This is a genomic window from Sediminicola sp. YIK13 (assembly GCF_001430825.1).
GTDB lineage: Bacteria > Bacteroidota > Bacteroidia > Flavobacteriales > Flavobacteriaceae > Sediminicola.
This window is the reverse complement of the sequence record NZ_CP010535.1, coordinates 964,500-985,506: the sequence shown is the minus strand read 5'-3', so window position 1 is coordinate 985,506 and position 21,007 is coordinate 964,500. Positions and strand designations below refer to the sequence as shown.

Sequence of the window (21,007 nt, the reverse complement as noted above, 5' to 3'; positions counted from 1 at the left end):
ATTCACAATTCTGACTCTTAATCCAAATCCATGTTATTTTTTATAGATAAAGTCGACTAATTTTGGATATAAATAATGAGTTATGAGATTTCATACTAGAAAATGGGTAAAACCAGAGGATTTAAATGCGAATGAGACCTTGTTTGGAGGTAGATTGCTTGCATGGATAGATGAGGAAGCTGCCCTTTACAGTATTATTCAGCTAGAAAGCAAGAAGGTTGTCACCAAATACATGTCGGAAATCAATTTTATGAGTACTGCGGTTAAAGGTGATATTATTGAAATAGGGATCGAAGTTGTAAAATTCGGGAAGTCCTCTTTGACACTAAATTGCGAGGTTCGAAATAAGATGACCCGTGAGACCATCGTTACGGTTGACAATATTATAATGGTAAACCTTGGGGTCGACGGAAAGCCGGCATCCCATGGCAAAACCAAGATAGAATATGTAAGAGATAGACTAGCGGCCGAAAATTAATTTTCGGCCCAGTTTTTTGACACTGACTGTACTTCATCCAAAACCCTTAAAAGGTTTCCACCCCAAAGTTTTTCAATCTCCTCTTCAGAATAACCTCTTTTTACGAGCTCCAAGGTCACGTTAAAGGTCTCGGAAGCATCATCCCATCCTTCGATACCACCGCCACCGTCAAAATCGGAGCTTATCCCTACATGATCTATTCCAATCAAATACACCAAATAATCGATATGGTTTATGAAATCAGAAACATTTACTGCTTCGGGAGCATTTTTATCTTTCGAAGACGCTACTTTGGCCTGTTTCAGAACTTTTGGATAATTATCCATGAACGCAGCTCTTTGAGCATCTGTCAGCTCTGAAAATTGGGATCTTTCATACCAGTCAATATCCAAAGAATCAGCAATTTTTACATAAAGTCCCTTCATATATGCAGCTCTGGCTTCATGTTTTTCGGTGTTTAGATAAGAATTGAAGGCTACGGTCTGTACGACCCCTCCATTCTTTTTTAACAGTAATAATTGCTCATCATCCAAATTGCGACTGTGGTCACAAAGCGCCCTAGCCGATGAGTGTGAAGCAATAATAGGAGCTTTGGAAAGCGAAACCATTTGCTCCATTGAAGATTTTGACGGATGGGAGATGTCAATCATTATTCCCAGTCTATTCATCTCAACCACAGCCTTCTTGCCTAATTTACTTAAACCATTATATAGCCATATGCTATCCTTTTCTCCCGTATTGGAATCACAAAATTGGCTATGTCCATTGTGGGAAAGGGATATGTATCTGGCACCGAGGTGATGGTATTTTTCAAAATTTGAGAGATCCTCTCCTATGGGATATGCATTTTCTACACCGATCATGGCTACTTTTTTGCCCGACTTAGAAATGCGCCGTACATCATCAGAAGTCAAAGCCAATTCAATTTTATCTGGAGCGATGTCCTCACAGAGTCGGTGAATGGCTTCAAATTTATCCATGGCATTTTTTGCGGCTTTCTCATATCCTTTGGCATTAAGGGAATCTTGTCCGGTATACACAATTAGCCATGAGACATCCAATCCGCCTTCTGTCATTTTTGGCAAATTTACCTGGGTATCCAAATTTTGGGTGTAATTAATGCTATCCGTGAAATTGCCCACATTTATATCGTTATGGGTGTCAATGGTAATTACCTTTTCATGTATTCTTTGTGCTTTTTCCAAAACAATTTCGGCCATTTCTTTTTTCTGTTCCTTACAGGCTACCAATGATAAAATGCTAATAAATACGACAAACTGCTTCATAATGATTGTTTATATACCTACAAATAAAGCACTTTGACAACACAAAAGGAAGGCTAGATAACATTTAATTGCCCAAAGTGTATAGAATGGTGAAATTTAAACAACCAAAACAATAGCTAGTAATGGGCTTGAGAATTAAGAACTCGATTCATTAAGACCATAACCCAAAACCAATACCCTTTGAAATCTAAAGACCTAACGTATCACTTAACTGACTTAGAAGCAAAACTGAGCAACCTTTCTTTTGAAAAATTGACGACTGAGGAGGCCTCCCAGTTAAAAAAATCTTTCAATTCGTTAAAAAGTAGTCTTGAGGATAAATTTGTTGGAACTATTACTTCCAATTCCTCACAAACGTATGGAGGAGAGGAGGCAGAAATGGATCTAGGCCACAAAAAAGAGGTTTCTACCCAGTCGACTAAAAATCACCTTAACAATACAGGGGAGCATTTGGTTGCGAAAGTTAGCCATGAAATAAGAACACCTCTCAACGGAATCATTGGTTTTACTGATTTATTGCAGGAAAGCAAGCTTTCTGAGGAGCAAAAGCAACATGTATCTGCTATTCAATCAGCCTCATATAATCTCATGGATATCATCAATGAACTTTTGGAATATTCCAAACTTTCAGCGGGACTAGAACATTTTGAATCTGTGAATTTTAATTTTTACAGTTTGGTTAGGGACGTCATGTATCTCTGCAATACCCTTATCATGGATAAAGAGGTGAAATTGGAAGTGGATATGGATACAAAAATTCCAGAAATGTTGGTTGGAGACCCGTCCAAACTTTCCCAAGTACTACTAAATCTCGTTGGAAATGCCATAAAGTTTGTCAATAAAGGAGATATATATCTAAAGATACAAGCCTTAAAGCAAAACAATAAAGACATTCTTCTGGATTTTAAAATTATCGATACTGGCATTGGTATTTCCGAAGAACATCTCGAACATATTTTCGATGCTTTTAGACAAGCGGATCATGATACATTTAAGAAGTACGGTGGTTCTGGATTAGGGCTTAATATTGTTAAACAAATAATAGAGAACTTAAATGGTAATATAAGCGTTACTAGTGCTTTAGGAGTTGGAACAACTTTTAATTTTGAGCTTCCCTTCATCATTGGTGTCAAAATGCCAAAAGAAAAGGACGATCAGCACAAAGCAAACATTAATAATAGAAAAGACCTTGTAAAAGGCATGCAGATTCTTGTATTTGAGGACAACCTTCTCAATCAGAAACTCATCGAAAAAAGATTAAAAAGTTGGGGGTGTTTGGTACATATTACGGACAATGCCCAGTATGGTCTAAATATTCTTGAAAACAATAAGATAGATTTGGTTTTTATGGATCTTAGAATGCCGGTTATGGATGGGTTTGAAGTGACTCGTAGAATCAGGAGTAGTAAGAACGCCTATGTGAGTCAAATCCCGATTATTGCCCTTACGGCCGATTTTTCTATAAAGGACAAGGAACAATGCCAGAATAATGGGATCAATGACTACATCCTGAAGCCATACAGTCCAGATGAGCTATTGTTGAAATTAACCTCGAACAGGGCAGATATGAAGATAATTGACAAGAATGACTCCAAGTTGGCGACCCAACCGAGATTAAGAATGGAGGAGGAAGCGCCTAAAATAAATCTCAAACTCATTTTAGAGGATTGTATGGGCGAAGTGGATCTTTTGGAGGAATTGGTAACCCTTTACAAGCAAAATGCCCTAGAATTTATCGGTAATGTAAAACATCACCTAGCGGTGGAAGATTATGAAAGCATTCAATTTGCGGCACATAAAATGAAATCGGGTCTAGCTATGATGCAGACCTACAGTTTACATGCCATCGTTGTTCAAATACACAAAACGTGTATAACAGATAAGGACCAAAAACACCTCGAATTTTTGTATAACTGTTTTCTGGAAGAGTATCCAGTAGTTATAAATGAAATTGAAATAGAGATGAAAAATTTAAAATAAACCCTCAACCATTCCCCCCAAATGGACAAGAAAAAAATTTTACTGGCAGAAGATGACGAATTACTAGCCTCCTTATTGACATTTCGACTTGAAAAGGCCGGTTATGTAGTGATAAGGGCCAATGATGGAAAGCAAGTGAAGGAGAAACTCCAAGAAAGTATTCCTGATATAATCGTCAGCGATATCATGATGCCCTATTTATCTGGGTTGGAACTAATTGATTTCGTCAGGAACCAGATGGGCCTGTCTTTGCCAATTATTATCATTTCTTCAGCAGGTAATGAGGAGAACGTATTAAGTGCTTTTGAGCTAGGTGCCAACGATTTTATTTCAAAGCCAGTAAGTCCAACAGAATTATTGGTAAGGGTTGCCAGAGAATTAAGAAAAGCCTGATACGTTAATGAACCTTCTCACCAAACATAGCTATGCGCTGTTAAATATTCCAAAGATCCATACGGATCTCTTGTGGGATTTGACGCTCTTGTTTTCCGTGTTGGCAGTGGTTTATTTTGGTGTTATTTTCTTTTTTAGAAACAAATTTAACTCTAAAACCAAACTGATTTCAGACCGTAAGAGACAACTTTCTCCTATGATAAGCGAGTTTCTTTTTTACGACGCTAATAGTGCCAATGACGAAGACCACAAGAATTATATTACCCTCAAGATTGAGATCAGGGATCTTATCAAAGACGAATTCAACCATCAGATATTATCGGATATCCTTATCGACCTACAAAAAGATCTATCGGGAGAAACCTTGGAACGCCTTTACAAGCTGTTTAAGGATTTAGGACTTCATATTAAAGCATTTGATAAGCTCAGAAGCTACCGTTGGCAGGTAGTTTCCCAGGGAATTATGGAGCTTACACGAATGAGCGTTACGGAATCTTACGGATTTGTGGCAAAATTCATCAATGATAAAAGGGGAACAGTACGCAAACAGGCTGAATTGGCAGCGGTGTCCCTAGAAGAAAAAGGTATTTCACATTTTCTGGATACCACCCGTTATCAAATATCGGAATGGCAACAGTTAAAACTAATGGATATCCTTAGACAGAAGGAAAACTTTCAGCCACCTAGATTTAAAAGATGGTTGACCTCCAACAACAAGGCTGTAGTCCTTTTTGCATTACGCCTTTTAAAGCATTATGATCAAAACGATGCAAATGCCCTATTGATTCAATTGGTACGCCACAAAAACAAACAAATCAAAGAAGAAACAATCAGTTGTATCCAAAAATTCGGGGTCGTGGAAGCCTTGGGAACACTTAAAATGGTTTTTTGGAAGAGTAATGTGAACAGCAAGATCTTGATCCTTGATACCATTTCTGAATTGGGTAGCGAAAATGATATTGAATTTTTGCAAAATGTTGAAAATAAGTCGTTTAATTTTGTTGTAAAAAGTAAAGCTTTAAGTGCTATCCTTACTTTGGCTCCTGATTCTAATATGACTTTGGAAGACCTGGAAGACACTTCCGATGCTTCGGAATCAATGACCTCAGAGTCCCCTGTGTCCAAGGATGAGGAAAACACTCCTCTTGAAGAAGATGATCAGAATGGGCCTGTATTGGATTCAATTGAAATGGATATTTCTGAAGATCTGACTCCAGAAGATATTGTATTGGTAGAATCAAATATGGATGTTGAAATTCCAAAAGTTGAAACAGAAAGTGTACCTGATACATCATTGGAAAGCAAAAATTTAGAGGAAGAACATTCAAAAGTATCAGATTTCCATGAACTTGAAACGGATATTCCTGCAGACCTGCCAGCAGAAGATCCAAGAACAGTAGAGCATACGACAGAATTTGAAATTCCAAAAATTGCTTCAGAAAAATCCCCTGAGACATCATTGGAAAACAAAGATTATAAAGAAGAAACCCAAACCAATAACACAGACCAACCCATGAAGGAAGAGAAAAAAGAAAAACCAGTGAAAGAATCCTTCTCCCTAAGCATGGAGGATTTAAAGAATTTAGAAGTGATTTCTGATGAAATACTATATTCATTGGATCTAACATCCCTTGATCAGTTTTTAAAAGACATCCCTGATTTGGAAGATTTTGTTGAATTTGAAAAGGAAGAGCCCATAGTTAAGTCAAAGCCAGATTTTAACGGTCTTCGTTTAAATAAGGATAGGACCGCACCTAATGACCACTTTTATGAGGATATTTTCTCCATAAAGGACGATTGCGATAAAAATATATTGTTGGATACCATCTTTGATGTGGGAGATGAAAGGGAGATTCCAATTTTAAAACAAATTGTAGTAAATGAAGATAGTATAGGAATCAGGGATAAAGCTCTTAAAATATTAAACGGTATTTCGGATCAAAACTATTGGTTTTCTGAAGAAGAGGGAGCTGTCCTAGAAATTGAAAAGATAAGGGACAGATGCATCTTTAAGCCTCTTTTTAAAAATGCAGATATGGAAACCAAATTAGTGTTATTGGATCAAATAGGAGAAATAGGGGATACCAAGGAATATATCTTCTTAAAGACCTTATTGACTACCCAAAATCCGATTCTCAAGAAAAAAATAGAACAGACCATCGTATTATTGGAGGAACAACTAAAGTTTGTTCCAGCTGATATAGAGGAAAAAAGAGGAGAATCTTCACTAAATAAAGAAGATAGCAAAGATAAGCTCCTTAAAGAATCAGATGAACCCGTTAGTCAAATCGGAATCATATCCTTGGATGAAGAAATTCCAATAGAACGAATTGAAAATAATTATTCCGTTGAAAATTTTCAAAATACCAAAGGCAAAATGCCTCTGGATTTTTGTTTTTTATTGGATGACCTTGAGATTAGTCCTTCCAAAGCTTCAGATTTATTGGACGCGGACTTTGATTTGGGTTCGATGAGGGAACAAATAGGACCAAATCAAAAGCATGAAGAATCTAAGAATAATGGGGCTGCGGCAAGTGTTTCCTTTCTGGATCAGATACTTTCCTTACCATCAAAAATAAAGGACCTCTTTAATGGATAGTGGACTTCTAAATATCATCCTGGATTATATAAACATCGTTTTTTTGGTGTTTACAGTGGTGCTATTTATCATGTTCACCTTTATGGGATACCTTTCCACACGTAATTCCCTTCATTACAAACATAAAAATAGTTTTGGGGATCTATCCAAAATAATGGCCTCTCCAATGGCACCCAGTATTACCATTATTGCGCCTGCCTATAACGAGGGACTAACCATTGTTGAGAATATACGGTCCCTACTCTCATTACGGTATGTAAATTACGAGGTAATGGTGGTCAATGACGGGAGTAAGGATGATACTTTGGAAAAAATGATTGTGGCCTATGACCTTGTTAAAATTGATAAAAAAATAGATCCAAATTGGCAATCAAAACCGATTCGTGGAATATATAAATCCAAACAACTTTCTTTCTCCAAACTTACCGTTATCGACAAAGAGAACGGCGGTAAGTCTGATGCCTTAAACACTGGTATGCACCTATCAGAAAACCAATATGTAGGTTGTATAGATGTGGATTGTCTTTTAATGCCCGAATCCCTGCTACATGTGGTAAAATCGTTTTACCAACGCTCACAAAAAAGGGTTATAGCTGTTGGTGGGGTAATTAGAGTTGCCAATTCCTGTAAAATTGCTGGTGGGATGTTAGAGGAAATTCGATTACCCAAAAATTGGCTGGCGAAATTTCAACTACTGGAGTATACCCGCTCCTTTTTGCTAGGCAGAATGGCCTGGGGACGAATAGATAGTCTTTTGATCATATCAGGGGCCTTTGGTTTTTTTGATAGGGAAATTGCATTGGCCGTGGGAGGATACGATACCAAAACAGTAGGGGAGGACATGGAAATTGTCTTTAAAATGCGCAGGTATATGCACGATAGGGACGAACCTTATACCATTGAGTATATCCCAGATCCCCTATGCTGGACAGAGGTGCCAGAGAGTTTGAAGATTTTGGTGAACCAAAGGGACAGATGGTCCAGGGGAAACTTGGAAACCCTACAAAAGCATAAGGATATGTTCTTTAACCCAAAATATGGGAAATTGGGAATGATCAGTTACCCTTATTGGTTTTTTTACGAATGGTTGGCTCCCATTTTAGAATTCTTTGGTTTCTTTTCCATTTTACTATTCTATTATCTTGGGATTCTAAACTGGAGCTTTTTTGTGGCAATTACCTTGTCAATTTATGCCTATTCGATAATGTACTCATTTTACGCCATATTATGGGATGTCTATTCCTATAACCAGTACACCAAAACAAAGGATATATTGACACTAATGCTTTTCGCCATTTTGGAACCAGTAATATTTCATCCCATCGTGGTATTTTCCTCGGTCAGGGGTAATTACAAGAAATTGTTTAACATCAAATCCGGTTGGGGAGTTATAACACGTAAAGGATTTAGTAAGGCTTAAGATTCATGCAGGTAGAAGAAAAAATAACCAAACATGTCACCAGAAAGACCCTAAGGGAATATACCCGATTGGTCATTGCTTTCTTTGGCTGTCTTGTGGTTATTTCCTGTTACCAATTTATCCGTTTATATCTCAGTGGAGTGTTGGATGTGTTTGTAGGCAAGAGCCTTTTATTGCAATTGTTCCACCACCTAGGCTATGCCTCTTTGGTAGGGTTAATACTGGTTTTTGGTTTTAATTTTCTGGAATCACGAAAGCCAAATTTTGGTTTTGTGGTAACCTCTATCATTTTGGTCATAGGATTGTTAACGGAGGTTTTGTTGACAGAATATTATCTTGCCAATTATGAGATCTTAGAGGTAAACATATTAAGTCTTTCATGGGATGGGGTGAACATCTGGAAGATCAGTACCATAGTATTAATGGCCATAATCAGTATGTTGTCCTTATTTTTTCTGTTCTATAAGATTACGGCCAAGGCGCATCGTATCATTAGTAAAATGTATCCCTTGACCATTGTGTTTTTTAGTTTGTTCTTAGCGGCACTCGCTTCCGAAAAGAAGCCTATCAATGAAAATAAAACGCAACATTTAACAGTCAGTCTTGCCGAAGAATGGTTGGATCTGAATAAATATGATGGAAAGGTAGAATTCCCTCTTCTTCAACCCACAAAAATTGATGACCGGTTAGGGGTGTATTTTGACTTTAGAGCAGAGAAACCGAATATCGTTATCCTAATCTTGGATGGCCTAGGATCGGACTTTTTGGGCAAGGACCCCAATTATAAAGGTTTTACCCCTTATCTAGAATCCTTAAAGGACAGTTCACTCTTTTGGTCCAACTATGTGAGCAATGTAGGTCAAAGTTCCGAAGTTTTACCCAGCATCATAGGTTCCTTGCCTTTCGGAAAAAAAGGTTTTACCAATACTAAGATATCTCCCGAACGCAATACCCTTTACAGTATTCTAAAGGCCAATGGTTATTATACATCTTTTAATTATGGAGGAAATAGCAGTATCAATTTTCTGGATAGATTCCTTTATGAAGAACGGGTGGACTATATTTTGGACCGAAAGAATTTTGATGACACCTACGAACTTCAAAAAGAGGATGCAGCCGGAGTTTCTTTAGGATATCCAGATAGGGAGCTTTTCAAGAAATATAACACAGATTTCATAGAATACCCCCGTGCCAGATTTGATGTAATACAAACTTTAAGCACTAAAAATCCGTCACTGATCCCTAATCTTTCCTATTACGAAGATAAAGTAGATAGGATCCTAGAAAAAGTAGCCCTAGGTTCAAAATCACATAAAATTGTTGAAAATAATAAGGAGATTTTCGCAGGCCTTTACTATACGGATCAAAGTATTGAGCTTTTTTTTAAAAACTACAAGAAAAAAAGGACATTCAAAAACACGATCTTCATAATTACAGGAACACATAACCTTTCCGATCTGCCCCATGAGAATAATCTGGATCGTTATAGGGTTCCACTTCTCATCTATAGTCCCTTGCTCAAACATCCCAAACAATTCAATTCCCTCTCCTCCCATGCAGATTTGGCTCCAAGTATCCTTGCCTTGCTGTCAGAAAAATATAAACTGGACCTACCATCGGAAACTGCTTGGTTGGGATCTGGTCTGGTAAACAACAGTATGTACGATAAGGAGAAGAAAATACTATTTCTCAGAGAAAAGAACAATATCAGGGAATATATACAAGGGGATCATTTTATTTCAAGAAATTCAGTATATAAACTAGGTACCGATATGGTGCTAAAGAAAGAGAATGACGAACAAATTGTTCGTAAAACAAGGGATGGGTTTAGAAATACCAAAGCCATCAATAGCTATCTAAACAATAAGAACAAAATTATCCCAACTTATCTGGCACTTTTCAAAAAACCCAAGAATGAGTTTTCCAAACAGGAACAGATATGGGTGAACAGTGTTTTTAGCGGCGCCGATTTTGATAATGCTTATTCAACGGCCAGAGATTTGGCTTTAAATAATGAGCGGGATAGAGCGATGCTGCTCAGTAGGTACATCTTAACTAAAATTCCGGGTCACGCAGATACCGAAATTCTATTGGGCAGGGTAAATGCATGGAATGAAGCATACGGGGAGAGTATTGCAATCCTAAAGGAGGTCATTAGAAAATATCCCACCTATTCTGATGGGTATTCGGCCTTATTAGACGTATATTTCTGGTCCGATAAAAACCAAGAAGCATTATTATTGATCGATCCATTAAGAAAGCATAACATCAAATCTCCAGATGTGATAAAGAAAATGACACGGGCCATGGAAAACATGAAACAGGAGACCCTGGAAAATCCCAATGAAGTATATTTTGATTATACTAAAATTAAAGCTTATCTAGATCAGGTCGCCATCAAATGAATTTAGCCAAACATCATATCCTATTTTTATTTCTGTTAATATCCTTTTTGGGAAATTCACAAGAAACACTTGTAAAAAAGTCGCCAGATGCTTCGTTTTCCAATGCCCAAAATCTTGCATTTAAAGGAGATAGAAGCGAAGCTAGGGATACCTTGAAAAGTATACTGACAGCACATCCAAACTTTCACGACGCCAGGGTTTTATTGGCAAAGACGTTTAGCTGGGACAAACAATATGAAAATGCCAGAAGCGAATTCAATAAAGTGCTTTCTCATGACAAAATGATAAAGGATGCATGGATAGGGGCTATAAACAATGAATTATATGCCGAAAACTACTATTTGGCACTCGGCCTTTCCAACAAAGCCTTAAGATATCTAAAACTGGACCAAGACCTATCTTTATTAAAGGCTAGGGCGATCAATTCTATCGGAGAGGTACATTCTGCTTTAGATTGGTTGAAGGTTCATTTAAAGATGTTTGAAGGGGATACAGCGGCCAAAACATTCTACAGGAAACTAAAAGATCGGGTCAATGTGAACAGTATTGGCATCTCTACAACTGCCGAGGTCTTCGATATCGTATACGATCCAATGGCAGCGGTAAGTGTAGACTATAAAAGAGTTACTAACTTAGGAAGTATTTCGACCAATATCAATTATGGACACAGATTTGGTGTGAATGGTATCCAATACGGGATAGATATCTACCCTAAGGTCACAAAAAACATCTATACCCATTTAACCTATTCCTTTTCCAAAGCGGAGATCTTTCCCAAGAATTTAATAGGAGGGGAGGTTTTCGTAAAGCTACCTAACGCCTTGGAAGCATCTATAGGCGGGAAATATTATGATTTTGAAAATTCTTCCGCAACGGTTTTCACAGGTTCATTTGGGATGTACAAAGGAAACTACTATTATTCATTTAGACCCTATGTTACCCCAGTGCCCAATGCGTCTCCAAGTTTTTCTGGGTCGTTGGATGTACGAAAGTATTTAAAGACGTCTAAAAATTATCTCGGGGGGGTCATCAGTTATGGGTTTCTTCCGGAATTAACCCAATTGAACATCAATAACCAATTGATTTCAGAAACGGTACTATACTTAGAATCCCAACGATTGAATTTGGTCTATCAATTCCCCTCAAAGAATTTGCAGAACCTGTGGAAACTCAAAGCCGGAGCATTAAGACAAGAGCTAGTCTTTGATTCTGAGCGTTTTGTATGGTCGGTTTCAGCAGGAATCAATTACAGATTTATGTTCTAAACAATTGGGTTAGCCCATAAAGGAGCTTGTTTTGACAACAAAAAAAAGCACCTTCACCACAAAATGTTTTTTTGTTTGTAGTAATTAAATAAGTTTACTACATAGATTTAAAGCCCCAAATTTTAAATTAATTAAAACCCAAATTTAATTATGTTATACGACACCTACGGAGAGGAATACTTAATCTTCCTTAAAGATTTAAATGAAATTTTAAGTTTAAACGAATTGGTGGAGCTAGACTATTTATAGGCTAATAACATCATTTTTAAAACCCCAAATTATGGCAAACCAAAATCAAGACAACGCAGCTTATTTGAGCTTTATGCAAGATTTAAACGAAATCTTGGTCAACTTTAATATTAATAAGTTGAATTATTCATAGTGCAATAAGAACCACTAAAAAAAGGAGCACCCCATAAGGTGCTCTTTTTTTATTATACAAATCACAAAGGGCAATTGTTATCCCAAATACGTCTTTAGAATCTTGCTCCTTGAGTTGTGTCTGAGCTTTCTAATGGCCTTTTCCCGTATTTGTCTTACTCTTTCCCTGGTCAGATCAAAAGTCTGTCCTATTTCGGCCAAGGTCATGGAATGTTGGTCTCCAATCCCGTAGTACAGTTTTACAACATCTGCTTCTCTTTGGGAAAGAGTTTCCAAAGCCCTATTAATTTCTGTGTTCAGGGATTGCAGCAATAACTTTTTATCTGGGTTAGGGGATTCTCCCGAACGAAGTACATCATATAAATTGGAATTTTCGCCTTCAATCAGAGGAGCATCCATACTTACGTGCCTCCCGGAGTTTTTCATCGACTGCTTTACTTCGCTTACGGAAAGATCCAATTCCTTGGCTATTTCTTCGGCAGAAGGCGGTCGCTCATGAGCTTGTTCCAAGTAGGAAAAGGCCTTTTTAATCTTGTTTATGGACCCGATCTTATTTAAAGGCAATCGTACAATTCTAGACTGTTCGGCTAAGGCTTGTAAAATAGATTGTCTGATCCACCAAACCGCATAGGAAATAAATTTAAATCCCCTCGTCTCATCAAAACGTTTGGCTGCCTTTACCAGGCCTACATTCCCCTCGTTGATCAAATCTGGTAATTTTAACCCTTGATTTTGATATTGTTTAGCAACGGAAACAACAAATCTTAAATTTGCAGTAGTTAATTTGTTCAAGGCCAATTGATCACCTTCTCTTATTTTCTGGGCCAGCTCCACTTCTTCATTTGCGGTAATCATATCAATCTTACTGATATCTTGCAAGTACTTGTCCAATGATTTTGATTCCCTGTTTGTTACCTGCTTGATGATCTTTAGTTGCCTCATATATGGATTTTTGATTTAGAAAGTTTACAAGGCTATAGGATACATTATTTTTATGGATAATCCAAAAAACATTGTCATTTAATGCCTTTTTTTATGAAAAATTTAAGGTTTTGGTGAAATTTCCCTAAAATATGTTTGGATTATTGTATCAAATACTAATTTTGAGGGAACAATTGTCGGTATTATTGTACTATGAGCAAAAGGGCCCTAAAAAAATACCTTGCAGAACTACGGCAAGAGGAATTAGCAGATCAACTAATGGATCTTTATGAAAGGTTTCCCGTGGTAAAGGAATATTATGATTTTGTCTTTAATCCCAAAGAGGACAAAATGGTGCAGGAAGCAAAGGTGAAAATATCCAATGAATATTTTCCCATAAAACGCAAACGTCCTAAGGCGAGAAGATCCGTCGCTCAGAAATTTATCAAGCACTTTGTAAAATTAGGGGTAGAGCCACAATTGGTTGCCGATGTTATGTTGTACAATTTGGAAATAGCCCAAGCTTTTTCCGCTGACAAAAATGTTCCGGATGCATTTTTTAAAAGTATGCTCAACTCTTTTACAGAAGTAGTCCAGTACATCTCAATAAATGGTCTATTGACAGATTTCAAAGAGCGGATCGTTAAAATATTTGAAACCACACAAATTCAAAAATGGCCCAATGAAGAGGAATTTTCCAGGGCATTGGATATAATAGATTAACATATGGCAATTGTAATTATAAGACAGGACGGAAAAGCTTCCCATTGGAAAGATATCCTGCTGAGCAAATCCAAAAATATTCCCATTTATGAATTTGGGGAAGAACATCCAAGAGAAGATATTACCATGGCGTTGGTTTGGCAGCATCCAAAGGGTTCCTTAAAAGAGTACCCCAACTTAAAATGTGTGGCATCTATGGGAGCAGGAGTTGATTTCATTATGGATGATACTGATATTTTTGAGAAAATTACGATCACCAGAGTGGTAGACCCTATGTTGGCCAGTGACATGTCCGAGTTCGTAATTGCTTGCATCTATTCACATTTAAAAAACCTGTCATTCTATGCACAGCAAAAGCTCCAAAAGAGTTGGAATAGAAAAGAGTACTTAAGAAAGAAAGATGTTACCATTGGTATCATGGGCTTGGGCCAATTGGGGAGAACCCTTGCCAAAGACCTTCAACATATAGGGTTTCAAGTGCAGGGTTGGGCCAATTCCCGTAAAGAGGGGATCCATACCTTTTTGGGCAAAAAGGAGCTTTCACAATTTTTATCCAGTACCTCCATTTTGGTCTGTTTGCTACCATTGACAGAGGATACCAAAAACATTTTGGATAAGGAATTGTTCAAGAATTTACCTAAAGATGCCTATGTTATCAATGTGGCCAGAGGTGGGCACTTAGTGGAAAAAGACCTTCTCAACATGGTTGATAGCGGACATTTATCGGGTGCAAGCCTGGATGTATTTTCCCAAGAGCCATTGCCGCCAGACCATCCATTTTGGGGGCATCCCAATATCCATATTACCCCCCACATTGCTAGTCTTTCTTCTCCAAAATCGATTGTTCCACAAATTTTGGAAAATTATGAAAGAATGGTCAATGGGGAGCAGTTGATGAATGTAGTTTCTGTCTTCAAAGGATACTAAATTTTTATATTTCACCAATTTAAATTTCTTTAAAGGGCAAAAAACTGCTAATTTTGAAAGGTTCCCTTAACATCAAAAAGTTAACACCCAAAAACCATTGAAACCTATTGGAGATTAAAAAAGAACAAGCGGAAAAGACCCTATATGATTATCAACTAGAGGATCTGAACACCATTTTTAAGCAGTTGGAAGAATCTCCCAACGGGTCCAATCTGTTGTACCAATTACCCACTGGAGGAGGCAAGACAGTGGTTTTTTCAGAAATCGCGAAAAGATACATAAGGGAAACACAAAAAAAAGTGGTGGTTTTGACCCACCGTATAGAGCTAAGTTCCCAAACGTCTAAAATGCTGAAGGGTTTTGGAGTAAAAAACAAAATCATCAATAGCGATGTGAAGGAACTTATTGACCAGGATGAGTATATGTGCTTTGTGGCCATGGTGGAGACTTTGAACAATCGACTTCAAGAGGAAAAGGTTGAGATAAAGAACATTGGTCTTGTAATTATTGATGAGGCACATTACAATTCATTTAGAAAACTGTTCAAATACTTTAAGCATTCTACGATCCTTGGGGTAACAGCAACTCCTTTGAGTTCCAATATTAAACTACCCATGAAGGACAATTACCAAAAATTGATCATGGGAGAGTCGATCAGTAATCTGATCGATAAAAAGTTTTTGGCCCGGGCCAATATGTATAACCGGGATGTGAGCCTTAAAACCTTGAAATTAGGTATCCATGGGGACTATACCGTAAAATCTTCCGACGAGCTTTACGGTAATTTAAGTATGCAGAGCAAACTTTTAGAGTCTTACGAAGAGATCGCCAAGGGTACAAAGACATTGATATTCAATAACGGGATCAATACCTCAAAATATGTATATGAGACCTTTAAAAAGGCAGGTTATAAGATACGTCATCTAGACAATAAGAATACCGCCTCTGAGCGGAAGGAGATCTTAAAATGGTTTTCCAATACCCCAGACGCCATATTGACATCGGTCAGTATTTTGACCACTGGATTTGATGAGCCCAGTGTTGAAACCATTATACTTAACAGGGCCACCAAATCCCTGACCCTCTATTTCCAAATGATAGGTAGGGGATCAAGGGTATTGCCTAATAAGGAGGAGTTTACTGTTATTGATCTAGGGAACAATGTGGCTAGGTTTGGTATGTGGGATGCCCCAATGGACTGGAAGGAGATCTTTCATTTCCCAGATTTTTTCCTGGAGAATATTAGAAATGATGAAGATATTGAGCGCGACTTTGTCTATGAGATGCCACAAGAATTAAAAGATAAATTTTCTAATTCTGCCACGCTCGACTTTGATGTAAAAGAAGAATACAAGAAGGTTTTTGCCCAAGGCCTGAAATCCAAGACTGTATTGGAGAGGAGTATAGAACAACACGCCCAAATTTGTGTGGAAAATAGTGAGGATATTTTTGATGCACGGATATTGGCCAAACAGCTAAAGGAGGAGATATCCTATAGGGTACGACTATATTCCTATTGCATCATGAACAATACTAAAAATTATAAAGAGTGGTTGGAGGAAGATTATGAGCGGAAGCTTCGTTCTAGAATCTCCAAGAAATTCGCTTCGAAAATGTAACCCATGACCGCTATTTTGGCCCCAAAAAAAATATTGATCATCGGTTTTGTTTGGCCCGAACCAAATTCTACCGCGGCGGGATCTAGAATGCTTCAATTGGTACATTTTTTCAAAGGCAACAACTATCAGATCACCTTTGCATCAACAGCCCAAGCCTCTGAATTTTCTATGGATTTGGAAGCTCTAGGTGTTTTCCAGAAAAACATACTGTTGAACGACTCTGGATTTGATTTGTTCTTACAGGAATTAAATCCGGATATAGTGCTTTTTGACCGCTTCCTTACTGAAGAGCAATTTGGGTGGCGCGTTGCCAAAAATACTCCCAATGCCATACGGATTCTGGATACTGAAGATTTACATTCCCTAAGGTCCGTTCGCTTGGAAAGCCAAAAGAATAAAACAACCGCCTCAATTACAGATTGGAAACAGGCCGATATCACCAAAAGGGAAATTGCAAGCATCTACAGATGTGATCTTTCCTTTATCATTTCAAGCTATGAAATGGACCTCTTGCTGAAAGAAATAAAAATAGATGAGAAGCTGTTGCTGCAGCTACCATTTATGCTGGGTTCCATAGATGAAAGTGATAAAATGCAGTGGATGCCCTTTGAAGACAGAGAAGATTTTGTTTGTATAGGAAATGGCAAGCATGCCCCCAATCCAGATGCCGTTCGTTGGTTAAAAAATGAAATATGGCCCTTGGTTCGGAAACAATTACCCAATGTAAATCTTAAAATTTATGGGGCCTACCTACCGCAGAGCATCTTGCAAATGCATCAACCCAAAGAAGGGTTTTTGGTTTTAGGCAGGGCAAACGATGCGAAGGAAGTCCTTGGACTAGCTAGGGTAAGTTTGGCACCATTGCGATTTGGAGCTGGAATAAAAGGAAAACTGGTAGATTCCATGATATGTGGAACCCCTAGTGTAACCACTGACGTTGGGGCTGAAGGGATGCATGCCCGTCTTCCTTGGAGCGGTAAGGTCTCCAACGATGCCGAAGCTCTTGCCGAAAATGCCATCACATTGTATACAGACGAAGAGCTTTGGACTAAATGCCAAACCAATGGAGTGGCTATTATCAATCAAGTATATGACAGGATCAAATTGGAAGAGATTCTTTTGAGTCGGATAAATGAAACCCTAAAGAGTCTAAAGGAGCACAGGGCATGTAATTTTATAGGGTCTATGTTGATGCACCATTCAATGGCCAGCACCAAATACATGGCCAAGTGGATAGAGGCTAAAAATCAGTAGCCCTATTCATCCCATATCGCAACTAGAAGCGTTATTTTTGTATTTTGAAAATGTTTATAATCACGAATCATGAATAAGATCAATTGGAAAGTAGTCAAGGAATTTGAAGATATCACCTATAAAAAATGTGATGGAGTGGCACGTATTGCCTTCAACCGTCCCAATGTAAGGAACGCCTTTAGACCTAAAACCACCAAAGAATTGTATGAAGCCTTTTATGATGCACAAGAAGATACCTCCATTGGCGTTGTATTGCTTTCTGCGGAAGGACCTTCAACCAAAGATGGAGTCTATTCCTTTTGCAGTGGAGGTGACCAAAAGGCTAGGGGGCATCAAGGTTATGTTGGGGAAGACGGTATGCATCGCTTAAATATCTTGGAAGTACAACGATTGATCCGTTTTATGCCCAAGGCTGTAATTGCTGTGGTCCCAGGCTGGGCTGTAGGTGGCGGACACAGTCTTCATGTTGTCTGTGATCTTACCCTTGCCAGCAAGGAACACGCTATTTTTAAACAAACCGATGCCGATGTCACCAGTTTTGATGGCGGATATGGGTCCGCATATTTGGCAAAAATGGTGGGACAAAAAAAGGCCAGGGAAATATTCTTTTTGGGAAGAAATTATACCGCCCAGGCTGCCTATGAAATGGGGATGGTCAATGCCGTTATTCCCCATGAGGAACTGGAAGATACCGCATTTGAATGGGCACAGGAAATTCTGGCGAAATCACCAACATCTATCAAAATGTTGAAATTTGCAATGAACCTAACCGATGACGGTATGGTGGGGCAGCAGGTATTTGCGGGAGAGGCTACCCGATTGGCCTATATGACAGAGGAAGCCAAAGAAGGTAGAAATGCATTTCTTGAAAAACGCAAGCCCAATTTTGGCAAGAACAAATGGATTCCATAGGAGATTACATTGAAGATATTAAATTAAAAAAGGACCTTATCTGAGAAGATAAAGCCCTTTTACGAGAACACTATATGAAAATGAAAATTCTTATTCTGTTTTTGTATACTACTAAAGTATATACATTTGAAGCCTACATGAAATTAATGTTGTGAATCGGCTCCATTTTGTGGCAGGAATGCGAAATATGGATATCTATATGAATTCAAAAGCGCTTTTAACCTAGTACAATTAAAAATTTATAGTCCCTAATAGTTATGTCATTTAAAAAAATTCATCCCATCTTAAAAGAAAATATTGTACGTAAGGGTATTACGGCCCCAACGCCTTTTCAAAAAGAGGTGATTTCAAAAGTTAAGGGAGGGAGCAGCCTATTTGCCATAGCCCCTAAAGGAGCTGGAAAAACAACGGCCATGATCATAGCTACGATTCAGAAACTCGGAGCAGCTGCCTTTGAAGATTCTCCAAGGGCATTGATTTATGTGAAAGACAAGCAATCGGCATTGGATCTTGCTGAGAAATTTAAAGGTTATACCTATGGAACTGACTTAAGGGTGTATTGTGCCTACGAGGAACACAATATTGAATTGCAAAGGGAAGAAATTTATTTGGGAACCGATATTGTAATCGCCACGCCCAAAAGATTAAGTCGTATTTTTTATCTCAATGGGATACACCTAGGGCAATTGAAATTGTTTATGGTAGAAGATTCAGAATTTTTGGTAAAGGCAAGTGACTATTCGGACGTAATCCGTATTCCGGAAAGTATCGAAAAATGCCAATACATCATGTTCGGGACCAAATTTGACAATCGTCTGGAAAAAATGCAAGACTCCTTTATGTATAATGCAGAAACCATAATCGCTGAATAAATAGATTCCCATGGAAGAAAAAAATAAATATGTAAGTGTCTTTACCGGCAGTGAGGTAGATGTTATCCTTTTGAAAGGATTGTTGGAGGAAGAGGGAATAGGCGCCTTAGTGAAGAACGAAAATGAATCGGCCCGCGTCTCCGGTTTTGGTGGAGGTTCTTATACGGGAGTTAGACTTTTTATTTTGGAATCCGATAAGGCTAGGGCAACTCCAATTATTGAAGGTTTTATTGAAGACTAAGCTACACCTTGTTATCGCATAAAAAAAGGCTTCATCTTTTTAAGACGAAGCCCTTTTTACGAGAACACTATATGAAAATGAAAATTTTATTACTTATCTACACAACTAAGGTAATTCTCTTCTAGTGTTTTTCGTAATTATTGTTGTGAAGTGGTCCTTACTTGTGGTGGAGACCACTTTTTTAGTTAAAACACTACTATTTCATCATTAATTTAAACCCGATACCGATTAGTCCTTGTCCTTAAATTCATTAAATTTAGATGGATAGACGTGTTAAGAATTAGTCTCTATTAACGTAAAAGACTTTATTCTAAAATTAGAATACTATGGAATTTACACTCAAGACAACCTTAAATGCCCAAGCGAAGGATATTTACAATGCATGGATCAGCAGTGAGGGACACACCAAAATGACTGGTGGTAAAGCCACAGCCTCAAACAAAATAGGAGGCTCTTTTACGGCATGGAATGGCTATATCCAAGGTGAAAATCTTGTTTTAGAACAAGACAAAAGGATTGTGCAATCTTGGAGGACTTCACAATTTGAATCCCACGAAGAAGATTCACAGGTTGAAGTGCTCCTGGTAGAAAAGGGAGATAGTACAGAACTCACACTAATCCATTCTAAGGTTCCCGAGAGTGGGGAGCATTACATCAAGGGGTGGGATGAGCATTATTTTCAACCCATGAAAAAATATTTCACCAAAAATTAAAACCTAAAAACAGAACAATCTTAAACCTGTTTTAATCGTATAAAAAGTAAGTGGCAATGTATTTCAATTTCATTTGAGGCCTACGGGAAATTCCTATTTAAAAAAATGACTATTAACAAATAGTTCTAGCCCGAAAATAAATATATAATTGTAGTTTTGGCCGCCCTATTCCTTACGTTTTTTATGTACGAACTTGTTTACTCCTCCAAAGCCAATAAAAACACAGATAAATATGCCATCCTGGATATTTTGAAAACCGCAGAATCCACCAACAAAAAATTGGCTATTACTGGTTGTTTAGTATTCCATAAAACCACATTTGTACAAATATTGGAAGGGAACAAAAAAGATATTCATAGACTCTTAGCAAAAATTTCCCTTGATGATAGACATAGGGATGTAGTAATATTACATGAAGGGGAGATTAAAAAAAGAAGTTTTGATAGCTGGTCGATGGCATTTCATGATTTAAATGACCAAAATATAAGTCAACAAGACACCCGCACCTTTGAACAGAATTTAATAATGCTTTCTGAATTGGTTGATAGATCGTCAGCTGCCTCTTTCCTTTTTTGGCTAAATGTGAGAAAGCAAGTAATGGGTTGGCTTGTTTAAAAG

The 21,007-nt window shown here is 37.8% G+C and carries 18 protein-coding genes; 16 read left to right on the top strand and 2 right to left on the bottom strand.

What is annotated here, in order from left to right; all coding sequences use genetic code 11:
- Window positions 1-82: 82 nt before the first annotated feature.
- On the top strand, window positions 83-478 hold the full coding sequence (locus SB49_RS04340) for an acyl-CoA thioesterase (protein WP_062054203.1): 396 nt from the start codon (window positions 83-85) through the stop codon (window positions 476-478).
- On the opposite strand, the gene SB49_RS04335 is transcribed toward SB49_RS04340, so the two are convergent.
- The gene (locus tag SB49_RS04335; protein ID WP_062054201.1) at window positions 475-1,764 is read right to left on the bottom strand and encodes a dipeptidase; all 1,290 of its coding nucleotides are present in this window, start codon (window positions 1,762-1,764) and stop codon (window positions 475-477) included. The genes SB49_RS04340 and SB49_RS04335 overlap by 4 nt on opposite strands.
- A 180-nt stretch (window positions 1,765-1,944) precedes the next feature.
- Here SB49_RS04335 and SB49_RS04330 point away from each other — a divergent pair, with 180 nt between their 5' ends.
- From SB49_RS04330 to SB49_RS04305, 6 genes are read left to right on the top strand one after another with little or no spacing between them, the layout of a single operon-like run.
- Entirely contained in the window at window positions 1,945-3,744 is a 1,800-nt protein-coding gene (locus tag SB49_RS04330) for an ATP-binding protein (protein ID WP_062054199.1), read from the top strand.
- 21 nt (window positions 3,745-3,765) lie between these two features.
- Window positions 3,766-4,137: a response regulator transcription factor gene (locus tag SB49_RS04325; RefSeq protein WP_062054197.1), complete on the top strand. Its 372-nt coding sequence runs from the start codon at window positions 3,766-3,768 to the stop codon at window positions 4,135-4,137.
- A gap of 7 nt (window positions 4,138-4,144) precedes the next feature.
- Window positions 4,145-6,736 carry a hypothetical protein gene (locus SB49_RS04320; RefSeq protein WP_062054191.1) on the top strand — a complete coding sequence of 864 codons (2,592 nt, stop codon included), beginning with the start codon at window positions 4,145-4,147 and terminating at the stop codon, window positions 6,734-6,736.
- Window positions 6,729-8,156, top strand: a complete 1,428-nt coding sequence (locus tag SB49_RS04315; RefSeq protein WP_062054189.1) for a glycosyltransferase family 2 protein — start codon at window positions 6,729-6,731, stop codon at window positions 8,154-8,156. Before SB49_RS04320 ends, SB49_RS04315 begins: the two co-directional genes overlap by 8 nt.
- A 5-nt stretch (window positions 8,157-8,161) precedes the next feature.
- A complete protein-coding gene (locus SB49_RS04310) occupies window positions 8,162-10,561 on the top strand; it encodes an LTA synthase family protein (RefSeq protein ID WP_062054187.1) in 2,400 nt (799 codons plus the stop codon).
- Window positions 10,558-11,826: a YaiO family outer membrane beta-barrel protein gene (locus SB49_RS04305; RefSeq protein WP_062054185.1), complete on the top strand. Its 1,269-nt coding sequence runs from the start codon at window positions 10,558-10,560 to the stop codon at window positions 11,824-11,826. Before SB49_RS04310 ends, SB49_RS04305 begins: the two co-directional genes overlap by 4 nt.
- A 459-nt stretch (window positions 11,827-12,285) precedes the next feature.
- On the opposite strand, the gene SB49_RS04300 is transcribed toward SB49_RS04305, so the two are convergent.
- Window positions 12,286-13,149 (bottom strand): sigma-70 family RNA polymerase sigma factor, encoded by an 864-nt coding sequence (locus SB49_RS04300; RefSeq protein ID WP_062054177.1) that lies wholly within the window; start codon window positions 13,147-13,149, stop codon window positions 12,286-12,288.
- Between the two features lie 192 nt (window positions 13,150-13,341).
- On the opposite strand from SB49_RS04300, the gene SB49_RS04295 reads away from it, so the two are divergent.
- The 9 genes from SB49_RS04295 to SB49_RS04255 all read left to right on the top strand — a co-directional run bounded on the left by SB49_RS04295 (window position 13,342) and on the right by SB49_RS04255 (window position 21,004).
- The gene (locus tag SB49_RS04295; protein ID WP_062054175.1) at window positions 13,342-13,851 is read left to right on the top strand and encodes a DUF6155 family protein; all 510 of its coding nucleotides are present in this window, start codon (window positions 13,342-13,344) and stop codon (window positions 13,849-13,851) included.
- 3 nt (window positions 13,852-13,854) lie between these two features.
- A complete protein-coding gene (locus SB49_RS04290) occupies window positions 13,855-14,778 on the top strand; it encodes a 2-hydroxyacid dehydrogenase (RefSeq protein ID WP_062054173.1) in 924 nt (307 codons plus the stop codon).
- Window positions 14,779-14,885: 107 nt separating this feature from the next.
- Window positions 14,886-16,397 carry a DEAD/DEAH box helicase gene (locus SB49_RS04285; protein WP_062054172.1) on the top strand — a complete coding sequence of 504 codons (1,512 nt, stop codon included), beginning with the start codon at window positions 14,886-14,888 and terminating at the stop codon, window positions 16,395-16,397.
- Window positions 16,398-16,400: 3 nt separating this feature from the next.
- Complete coding sequence (locus SB49_RS04280; RefSeq protein ID WP_062054170.1) at window positions 16,401-17,651, top strand: glycosyltransferase; 1,251 nt, start codon at window positions 16,401-16,403, stop codon at window positions 17,649-17,651.
- Window positions 17,652-17,720: 69 nt separating this feature from the next.
- Complete coding sequence (locus SB49_RS04275) at window positions 17,721-18,563, top strand: 1,4-dihydroxy-2-naphthoyl-CoA synthase (protein ID WP_062054166.1); 843 nt, start codon at window positions 17,721-17,723, stop codon at window positions 18,561-18,563.
- A 257-nt stretch (window positions 18,564-18,820) separates the two neighbouring features.
- Window positions 18,821-19,435, top strand: a complete 615-nt coding sequence (locus SB49_RS04270; RefSeq protein WP_062054165.1) for a DEAD/DEAH box helicase — start codon at window positions 18,821-18,823, stop codon at window positions 19,433-19,435.
- Between the two features lie 10 nt (window positions 19,436-19,445).
- The gene (locus tag SB49_RS04265; RefSeq protein ID WP_062054164.1) at window positions 19,446-19,676 is read left to right on the top strand and encodes a putative signal transducing protein; all 231 of its coding nucleotides are present in this window, start codon (window positions 19,446-19,448) and stop codon (window positions 19,674-19,676) included.
- Between the two features lie 326 nt (window positions 19,677-20,002).
- Window positions 20,003-20,389 (top strand): SRPBCC domain-containing protein, encoded by a 387-nt coding sequence (locus tag SB49_RS04260; protein ID WP_062054162.1) that lies wholly within the window; start codon window positions 20,003-20,005, stop codon window positions 20,387-20,389.
- Between the two features lie 183 nt (window positions 20,390-20,572).
- Window positions 20,573-21,004, top strand: coding sequence for a BLUF domain-containing protein (locus tag SB49_RS04255; RefSeq protein ID WP_062054161.1), 432 nt, complete (start codon window positions 20,573-20,575; stop codon window positions 21,002-21,004).
- The last annotated feature ends 3 nt before the right edge of the window (window positions 21,005-21,007 follow it).